Raw genomic sequence first — 9,515 nt, forward strand, 5'->3', positions numbered from 1 at the left:
GGTCGGCGGAGTGGAGGGCCGGGTGGGATCGAAGACGAACCTGCAGCCGGGCTTGCCGGTGCCGGGAACCCAGTCGGACTGGAGCGTCCCGTCCTCGGCCTGAGCCTTCCAGGAGAAGTTGCCGTTGCCCATGGACAGGTAGGGGGTCAGCTCGGCTTTGGTGACCTTCAGTTTGGCTACGGTGCCGGAGGTGACGGAAACCCATTTGCTGACGACGAGTACGCCGTTGGGGTCGTCGTTGGGGTGGTGGCCGGTGGGCCAGAGGTTGAACTGGGCCTTGACGGTGCCGCCGTCGGGATCGGAGACCTTCGCCGTGAGGTAGATGTCGGTGTTGCCGATCAGCCCGTAGGGGGCGGTGTCGCCGCAGCCGGCGGAGTTCTTGGTGCTGGGGATGGTGTCAAGGCCGGAGGGCGGGTTGGGGGTGGTGTTGTAGGTGGTGGAGAGCACGGCGCTGCTGGCGGTGAACCGCTTGTACGCGTACGCGTCGCCTTCGGTGGTGGCGCGCAGGCCGACGGTGATGTTGTGCCAGTGCCCAGTGGCAGCGTCCTTGGCTGCGTCGGTGACGTCGAAGGCGAGGTTGCCGGCCGGGCAGGCCGAGGACCACCCCTTGGCGTCGGAGACGGTGTCCAGCTTCCTCGACCACGACGGCTGGTTGTTCCAGGTATTCGACGAGGTGATGGTGCTGGTCAGCCACGCCTGCACTTCACGCTTGGTGCACGAGTAGGAGTAGCTGTTCTTGATCCGGAAGGTGGAACTGGAGATCACCTTCTTGGTGCTCCAGAGGTTGTCCGAGTCCATCCGGAAGAAGGAACGCGAGGTGCCGTCGCCGGGGTTGCCGACACGTGCTGAGCTCGTGGTCTTGTTGCCGTCACCTTCGTCCCAGCCGTTGCCGTTGTAGTAGGCGGTGTTGGGCGAGCTGCTGTAGGCGATGGTCCACGCTTCGCGTGAGCCGGAGACCGACGGGTCGATGTAGACGGGATACGTGGTGTCCGCGCCTTTGAGGACGTCCGTGTCCGGAGTGAGCGACAGGGAGCCGTCGGCAATCTCGACGTCCATGGCGGCCTGCTGTGCTCCGTAGGGGGCCTCCAGTTCGTGTGCCTGGGGCGGAGCTGTGGGCTCGCTGCTGCGGGCGGCAACCGGCTGCGTGCTGTCCCACATCATCGGAGTGGGGGCGGTGAAGACCTCCTGGCCGGCGGGGTTGACGGCACGGATGTTGCCGTGCGCGTCTGCGTTCACCGTCAGTCCGTCGGTGGTCAGCGGGAGCTTGATCTCCGCCAGTGCCGGGTTTGCGGCGCCCAGGGCGCTCTTGACCACGAGTAGTTGTCCGAAGCCGGCAGAGCCCGCCTTGAGCTTCAGGTCGACATCTTCCAGGACGTTTGCGTAGGTGACGGAGTCGCCGTCCACGGTCGGCTTGGGCAGCGGCTTGGGCCAACTCCACGACATGCTGCGGCCGTCGCGCATGACGGTGGCGAGTGGTCCGTTGCCACCACCGGAGAATTGCACGCCCACTTCCGTGGCCTTCGGCGAGTAGGAGCCGTCGCTGTTGGCCTTGAGGGTCGTGTCGATCTCTACGAGGGATCCGGACTTCCGCACGAACTGCGGCAGCGTGTAGGTGTCCTGAGTGAATGATCCGTCAGGATTCGCGAACAGCTGCGTGGTTTCGGTCCTGCGGGACAGCAATTCAGCTGGCTCACCGGAGCTGACGGCTCTACTCAGAGCACTATCTTCTTCGGAGTTACGCTCGAGGCTCGTAGGCGATGTGGCCGGATTACTCTCATCGGCGATAGCGGGCAAGGCAGTTACGGCGGGCATCACTACAACAAGAGCTGCCACTGCTGCCATTGATATACGCAGGGGCACCGAACGCCCCGTTCTCTCTCGCGGACTTTCCACTTGGGTTCCCTTTCGGACCGTACACATCTTTCCGGCGCACCATACAGGGCAATGAGCTGACGTCCGGACGCAGATCCGATACCCCAATGCACCCTAAATATCCCATTACAGTGCGTATTTGCGTTACGACCACCAAGGTGGCGAGTAGCTGCCTCATGGAGGCACTTTCAGCAGGTCAAGAGCGCATCTGGCTCCGTCCGCAGCGACACCGAAAAGGCGCAAAGCACCCGTCTCGCCCCATCTTGATCATTTTCGCTTACAGGTTGGTTAAGGAATTGCATTTACGCCTACCGATTCGACCGTGGAGCCGAGGTCCGGTGTTAACGTCCCTGGGTTAATCGACCCTGCGCTTCTCCTGTTGGGGGAATTTGTGTCCAGATTGCTGACTGGGGGTACCCGCCTCTCTCGGCGTGGTGCCAGAAGACGTGTCGCGAGAGTGCGGCTGATCGCCGCGTCTCTCGCGGTGTATCTCTTCGCGGGCCTGCTTGGGGGACCAGTGGCCGCTGCAGCGGAGCTGAGTCTTTCGAAGCTTCGGAAACCGGACCCGGTATCTACGTCGAATGTGACGAAGCATCAAATTGCAAAGCCTGACCAGGCCGCGCAGAACGCCTGGAAGTCCGCACCGGAGATAGCGTGGCCGAAGCCCGGGACGGGCACGGTGACCCTCCCCAAGTCTGGTTCCGTCAGCGCGGGTTCACCGGCGGTACGCATCGGTCGCACCCCTGACAAGGGCCGTAGCGCCACTGCCGGGCCGGAACGCGCGCAGGTTCAGTTGCTGGACCGCAAGACCGCCGGGAAGCTCGGCGTCGAGGGCGTGCTGTTCGCCGTCCAACCCGTTGCCGGTGCGAAGGGCTCGGTCGATGTGAAGGTCGACTACTCCGGTTTCCGGCATGCGTACGGAGGCGACTGGGCTGCTCGTCTCGTGCTGCGCCCGCTGCCGTCCTGCGCCCTGGTGACACCTGAGGCAAAGGGCTGCCGACTCGGCAAGGCCCTGGAAACGGCCAACGACACCAAGGGCGGCACGCTCACAGCGTCCGTCGCGCTCCCTGCCGCAGACCCTGCGGACGATGTGGCATCAGCTGATGAGGCAGCGTCGGCGCCGGTGAGCAAGGCCCTCTCCGGTCAGCGCTCGGTTACTGGTCTGTCCGCTGATGGGGGCACGGTGCTGCTGGCCGCGACGGCTGCTGCATCGGGTTCCTCCGGTGACTTCGGGGCCACCTCGCTCGCTCCGTCGGGCTCCTGGTCGGCCGGTGGAAGCAACGGCGGGTTCTCCTGGGCCTACGACATCGACACCCCGGAGGTATCCGGAGGTGTGGAGCCGGATCTGAGCCTGTCGTACTCCTCGCAGGCGGTTGACGGCCGCACCGCGGCGACGAACAACCAGGCCAACTGGATCGGCGACGGCTGGTCCATGGAGCCGGGCTACATCGAGCGCCAGTACGTCTCCTGCACCGACGACACATCCGGCAGCAACACCACCGCCAAGGTCGGCGACCTGTGCTGGAGGAAGGACAACGCCGTCCTCAACCTCGGCGGCCAGACGAACACCCTGGTCAAGGACGACACCACCGGCGAGTGGCACCTGGAAAGTGACGACGGCAGCAAGGCCGAGAAGTTCACCAACACCGCACTGGCCAACGGCGACGACAACGGGGAGTACTGGCGGATCACGACGCCGGACGGCACCCGCTACTACTTCGGCTACAACCACGCGCCCGGCTGGACGTCCGCCAAGGATGAGACCAACTCGGCCTGGACGGTCCCGGTGTTCGGGAACCAGAGCGGCGAGCCCTGCCACGCCACCGAGTTCAAGGACTCCTGGTGCCAGCAGGCGTGGCGGTGGAATCTTGATCTGGTCATCGACCCGCACGGCGATGCCATGTCCTATTACTGGGGCAAGGAAACGAACTACTACGGCCGCAACGTCAATGACTCCACCGGCGCCTCCACCGCCACTGTCTACGACCGCGGCGGCTACCTCAAGCGCATCGAGTACGGCCTTCGGACCACCAATTACTACGCCCCCGCGGCCAAAGTCGACTTCACCGTGTCGGAGCGCTGTCTGAGCACCTGCACCACCTTCGACTCCGCCAACGCGAAGAACTGGCCGGACGTACCGTTCGACCAGTACTGCGCCTCCGGGACCGAGTGCACGAGCCGCTTCTCGCCGTCGTTCTGGACCCGCAAGCGCCTGACGAAGATCGACACCTCGATCGCCACCGGCGGGGCGTTCAAGCCCGTGGACAGCTGGGCACTGACCCAGCAGTTCCCCTCCACCGGCGACGGCACCTCGCCCGCCCTGTGGCTGGCATCGATCACTCGCACCGGGCACACGGGCACCGGCGACGTCACCCTGCCGTCGGTCGCCACCTACGGCGTCAAGCTGGCCAACCGCGTCGAGGGCGCCACCACCGGCGGTGACCCCGACCCGGTGCCCCCGATGATCCGCTACCGCCTCTACGCCATCAAGACGGAGACGGGCGGAACGCTCGGGGTCACCTACTCCCCGGCGGACTGCAAGGCCGGTGACGTACCGGCCCCGGCTACCAACACCCGCCGCTGTTACCCGGTCATCTGGTCGCCTCCGGACGCCCCGGCCGAGAACTACGAACCGTATCTGGACTGGTTCCACACCTACGTGGTCACCCAGGTCCTGGAGTCCGACAACACCGCCGGCGCACCGGTGAAGGAGACGGACTACACCTACCTGGACGGTCTGGCCTGGGGGAAGGCGGAGGACGAGTTCACCAAGTCCAAGTACCTCACCTACGGCGACCGCAAGGGCTACGGCCGTGTCCAGGTCCGTACCGGTGCCCCGGCCGACGGTGAGCAGACCCTGAAGGAGTACCGCTACTTCCGTGGCATCGACGGAGCCGACGTCGCCGACCACGAGGGCATCAAGGTCGCAGACCACCCCGCCTTCGCCGGTATGACCCGCGAAGAAGCCACATTCAACGGGGACGGCGGCTCGCTGACCACCACCACCGCCTACCAGCCCTGGCACAGTGCCGCCACCGCCGACCAGGCCCGCACCGGTCTGTCGACGCTGCATGCCTATGCGACCGGGAACGCGTCGGAGAAGACCCGTACGGCGGTCGGCACCGGCTGGCGCTCCACCCAGGTCGACCGGAAGTTCGACGGCTACGGCCAGATCACCTCGGAGTCCGCACTCGGCGACACCGCCAAGACCGGCGACGAGAAGTGCACCACGACCACGTACGCCCGCAACACCACGCTGAACATCCTCACCCTGATCAAGGAGAACCGGACGGTCGCCAAGGCGTGCGGCACCAGCCCATCACTGCCCGCAGACCTGGTCTCGGTGGAGCGGCACTACTACGACAACGCCACCTCCCTGGACACCGCGCCCACCAAGGGCGACGTCACCAGGCTGGAGGAACAGGACGAGGCCGGCACCGGCTACCTGACCACCTCCACCGACACCTACGACATCCACGGCAGGGAGCTGACCAGCACCGACGCCCTGGGCGCCGCCACCACCACCGCCTACACCCCCGCCACCGGTGAGGCGGCGACCAAGAAGACCGAGACCAACGCGCTCGGCCACATCACCACTACCGAGTACGATCCGGCCCGAGGCGTTGCCACCGCCAACATCGACCCCAACGGCAAGCGCACCGACGCCGTGCACGACGGCCTCGGCCGCGTACTGAAGGTGTGGTCTCCCGGATGGGCCAAGGCCGACCACGCGGACCAGCCCTCACAGCAGTACAGCTACAAGATCTCCAAGACCGAGCCGAACGCCGTCACCACCAACGTGCTGAAGCGCGACGGCAGTTACGCGACCGGCTACACGCTGTACGACGGACTGATGCGCGAGCGGGAGACGCAGGCCCCCGCGGTCGGCACCGCCAACCGGATCATCACCGAGAAGAAGTACGACACCCGCGGTTTCACCTGGAAGACCTACGGCGCCTATTACGCGGACGGTGCTCCCTCGGCCACGCTGGTGACCGGCGCGGACAACCAGATCCCAGCCGCCGTGGAGAACGTCTACGACGGGCTCGGCCGGGTGACCGCAGCCATCTCCCGCAAGCTCGGCGACGAGCAGTGGCGCACCACCACCGCCTTTGACGGCGACCGCACCACCGTCATCCCCCCGTCAGGCGCCACCGCCACGACCACCATCGTGGACGCGCTCGGGCGCACCACGGACCTCCTGGAATACACGAACGCCGCGCGCACCACGTCGCAGAAGACGACGTACAGCTACGGCAAGTACGACGAGCCGGCCAAGGTCACCGACCCGTCCGGCAACGAGTGGACCTACGCCTTCGACGGCCGCGGCCAGCAGATCAAGGCCGACGACCCGGACAAGGGCCTGGTCACCACCGGCTACGACAAGGCCGGCCAGGCAACCAGCAGCACCGACGAGCGCGGCACCACGCTGACCACGGTCTACGACAAACTCGGCCGGCAGACCGAGCTGAAGCAGGGCAGCACGTCGCTGGCGAAGTGGACCTACGACACGCTCGCCAAGGGCCAGCAGACCTCCAGCACCCGCTACACGGGCGGCGCGGCCTACACCACCGCCACCGGCGGATTCACCGACCGCTACCAGCCCACCTCCACCACCGTCACCATCCCCTCAGGCGCAGGCAGCCTGGCAGGCAGCTACGGATGGACCTACGGCTACAACGCCGAAACAGGGCTCCTCGACTGGACGATGAACCCGGCGATCGGCGACGTCACCTCGGAACGAGTGACGGTCAACTACAACGGCGATGACCTGCCGATCCGCACCAGCCGAGCCGGCGCAACACTCGTCTCCAACACGCTCTACGACGTGTTCTCCCGCCCCACGCGCACCGAGTTCGGCGTACTGGGCAAGCAGGTCTACCAGTCCCAGATCTACGACGAGTTCACCGGCCTCATGACCCGGCAGACCACCGACCGGGACCTGGCGCCGCAGCGCATCGACGACAGCACCTACAACTACGACCAGGCAGGCAACGTCACCGGCATCACCACCGCCAGCGGCCAGGACACCGCCAGGACCGTCGACACCCAGTGCTTCAGCAATGACCCGCTCGGCCGTCTGACCGAGGCGTGGACGGCGAAGACGGACTGCTCGACGGCACCCTCGGCGACGACGGTGGGCGGCCCGGACACGTACTGGCAGACCTACGGCTACGACGCCCTGGGCAACCGCACCAAGCTCGTCGAGCACGGCACCGGGACCCAGACGGGCACCGACGCCACCACCACCTACACCCACCCCGCCGCCAAGACCGGCCTGCCCCACGCCGTCCAGGAAGCCACCGTCAGCGGCGGCGCGAACAACGGCCAGAAGTCCACGTTCACCTACGACAACACCGGCAACACCACCAAGCGCGTCATCGGCACCCGCAGCCAGGACCTCACCTGGGACGCCGAAGGCCACCTCGCCACCCTCACCGAGAGCGGCAAAACCACCAGCTACCTCTACGACGCCGACGGCAACCGCCTGCTCGCCAAGAACGGCGACGGCACCAGCACCCTCACCCTGCCGAACGGCAACGAGATCACGCTGACCACCACCGGCACCAAAGCCGGCACCCGCTACTACCAGCACAACGGCAACAACGTCGCCGTCCGCACCGGCCAGGGAATCTCCTACCTCTTCGCCGACCACCAGGGCACCTCACTGACCGCGGTCGCACTCACGACCCTGGACATCACCCGCCGCAAACAGGACCCCTTCGGCAAGATCCGCTCCGCCGGCAGCAGCGCATTCCCCGGAACCCAGGGCTTCGTCGGCGGCACCACCGACCCCACCGGCCTCACCCACCTCGGCGCCCGCGAGTACGACCCCAACCTCGGCCGCTTCCTCTCCGTCGACCCCGTCATCGACCACGACGACCCGGCCCAGATGAACGCCTACTCCTACGCCCACAACAACCCGGTCACCCAGTCTGACCCCTCCGGCCTGCGCCCTCTGGGCCCGACCGACGGCGGCACAACCGCCGACTACAAATGGGGCAACGACCGAGGCGTCACGGCTGAGTACACGTACAAGAGCGGCAAGTACGTCTGGACCCAGACACCCAAGAAGGACAAGCCTTCCCGCCAGAAGTACGCCGCGTACAAGGCCAACCCCACCCACTACATGATCGACGACGGTCACGCGAGAGCCCGCGCCAAGCAGCAGGCCGCAGACCGCGCCCAAGCCATCAAGGCAGCCAAGGCCAAGGCCGACGCAGAACGTCGAAAGAAGGACAGCATCTGGGGCAGCATCAAGTCCGGAATCGGGGGCGCTTGGGACAGTGTCAAAAATTCTTCCGTCGGAAACTGGGTTGGAGATAATTGGCGCACCATAGCCGACGTGGCTGCATTCTCCGCATGTTTCGTATCACTCGGAGTATGCGCTCTTGCCGTAGCAGCGGTAATCACAGCAAAGGCTCTGGCTGACCTTTCAACCGGCGGACTCGACTACGCCTCAGAAAATTTCAGCCTAAATATGCAGTACGGTGCAGTTGGGCTTGGCGTTGGCGCGGGGTTCGGCGCGCTGTGGCAGGCAGCAGCAAGAACCGGTCGAATCGTAGAGCACATGCCCATGGGGCGACATGCGAGAACGAGCAGCGGTAGGCATGCCAGACCAAATGGTCGGCATGCACAGCGGCGCGACCCCTTGGTGCGCTCGTTTGAGTTCGCAGGTGGTGGCGGCTTCGGACTCGCGACGTGTGCGGTTCCTTCGGCGGTTAACCCCGGATACTGCTAATGAACGAGGCAAAGGCACAAATGGATACCACCGCAGGTTCGCTCAGATTCGCAGCGCTGGCTGATGCTGCGCTGAGCCAGGCAACCTACCGAGGGTTGGAAACGCCGGCCGTTCGGCCCGAAGCAGACGTTCGACGAGTCGCTTGGTGGCGTGTACGTGGGCTCCAGCGCGCGGCCCACCTTCCGCTGCTCCTCGGCGTGCTGGCTCTCAACGGAGCAGTCCTACTCATCAAGGCCCAGCACCCCCATGCCAGCGTTCCCTTCTGGATCTATTCCTTGCCGCTCCTGACTGCCATCGTCCTCGGCATGACCGGGGTCGGCTGTCGGCGAGCCGTACGGATGGCACGTGCGGCACGGCTACCGGGACAGCGCATGCGCTACACCCTGCTGCACAGTTACGCCTCAGAGACTCCGTGGCTCGTCCTCTTCGATGAAGCAGAGGATGACGACGCCAAGCCATTGGGCATGCTGCCGCTCCGTTATGGACCGCTGCGCAATCGATTCAGGGAGCTTCCTTCACCAGTCGGCAAAGCCGCACTTGCAGGACGTCTGCTTGCAGGAGCCATAGCCATTCCATGGATCGAAGGACGGCCCGTTTGGCCCGAATCCGGATTCCGACCGCTTGACCTGGGTGATCCTCAGCATCTTCGGGCGTTGTCTGAAATGCTGCGCCCCGAATAACGGAAACTAGGGAAGCACGTACGGCGACATGGGGATCAACGCGGCATTCAATACAGGATTCCGCGGCTCCGGCAGCGCCGGCGTAGGCGCCTACGCCGGCGCCTGCTGATCGAGGAACCCAACCTGGGTGGGTGAGCCCGCATGGCTCACCCACCCGTTCCTCGCGCTGGCATGCGCGTGCGCATCCAGGAAAGGAATTCACTGTTACTGAGATTGAACTC

Annotated in this window: 2 protein-coding genes and 1 pseudogene; 2 read left to right on the top strand and 1 reads right to left on the bottom strand. The window is 65.5% G+C overall.

Features of this window, described 5'->3' with window-relative positions; all coding sequences use genetic code 11:
* Positions 1–1,593, bottom strand: a pseudogene (locus JGS39_RS31815) (VCBS repeat-containing protein); the annotation flags it as partial.
* An 862-nt stretch (positions 1,594–2,455) separates the two neighbouring features.
* Between JGS39_RS31815 and JGS39_RS31820 the strand changes: the two are divergent.
* Together JGS39_RS31820 and JGS39_RS31825 are read left to right on the top strand one after the other, a co-directional pair.
* Positions 2,456–8,614 (top strand): RHS repeat domain-containing protein, encoded by a 6,159-nt coding sequence (locus JGS39_RS31820; protein WP_308120827.1) that lies wholly within the window; start codon positions 2,456–2,458, stop codon positions 8,612–8,614.
* On the top strand, positions 8,614–9,294 hold the full coding sequence (locus JGS39_RS31825) for a hypothetical protein (RefSeq protein WP_219573212.1): 681 nt from the start codon (positions 8,614–8,616) through the stop codon (positions 9,292–9,294). The genes JGS39_RS31820 and JGS39_RS31825 overlap by 1 nt, the downstream gene beginning before the upstream one ends.
* The last annotated feature ends 221 nt before the right edge of the window (positions 9,295–9,515 follow it).

Source organism: Streptomyces poriferorum (assembly GCF_019399235.1).
Classification (GTDB): Bacteria; Actinomycetota; Actinomycetes; order Streptomycetales; family Streptomycetaceae; genus Streptomyces; species Streptomyces poriferorum.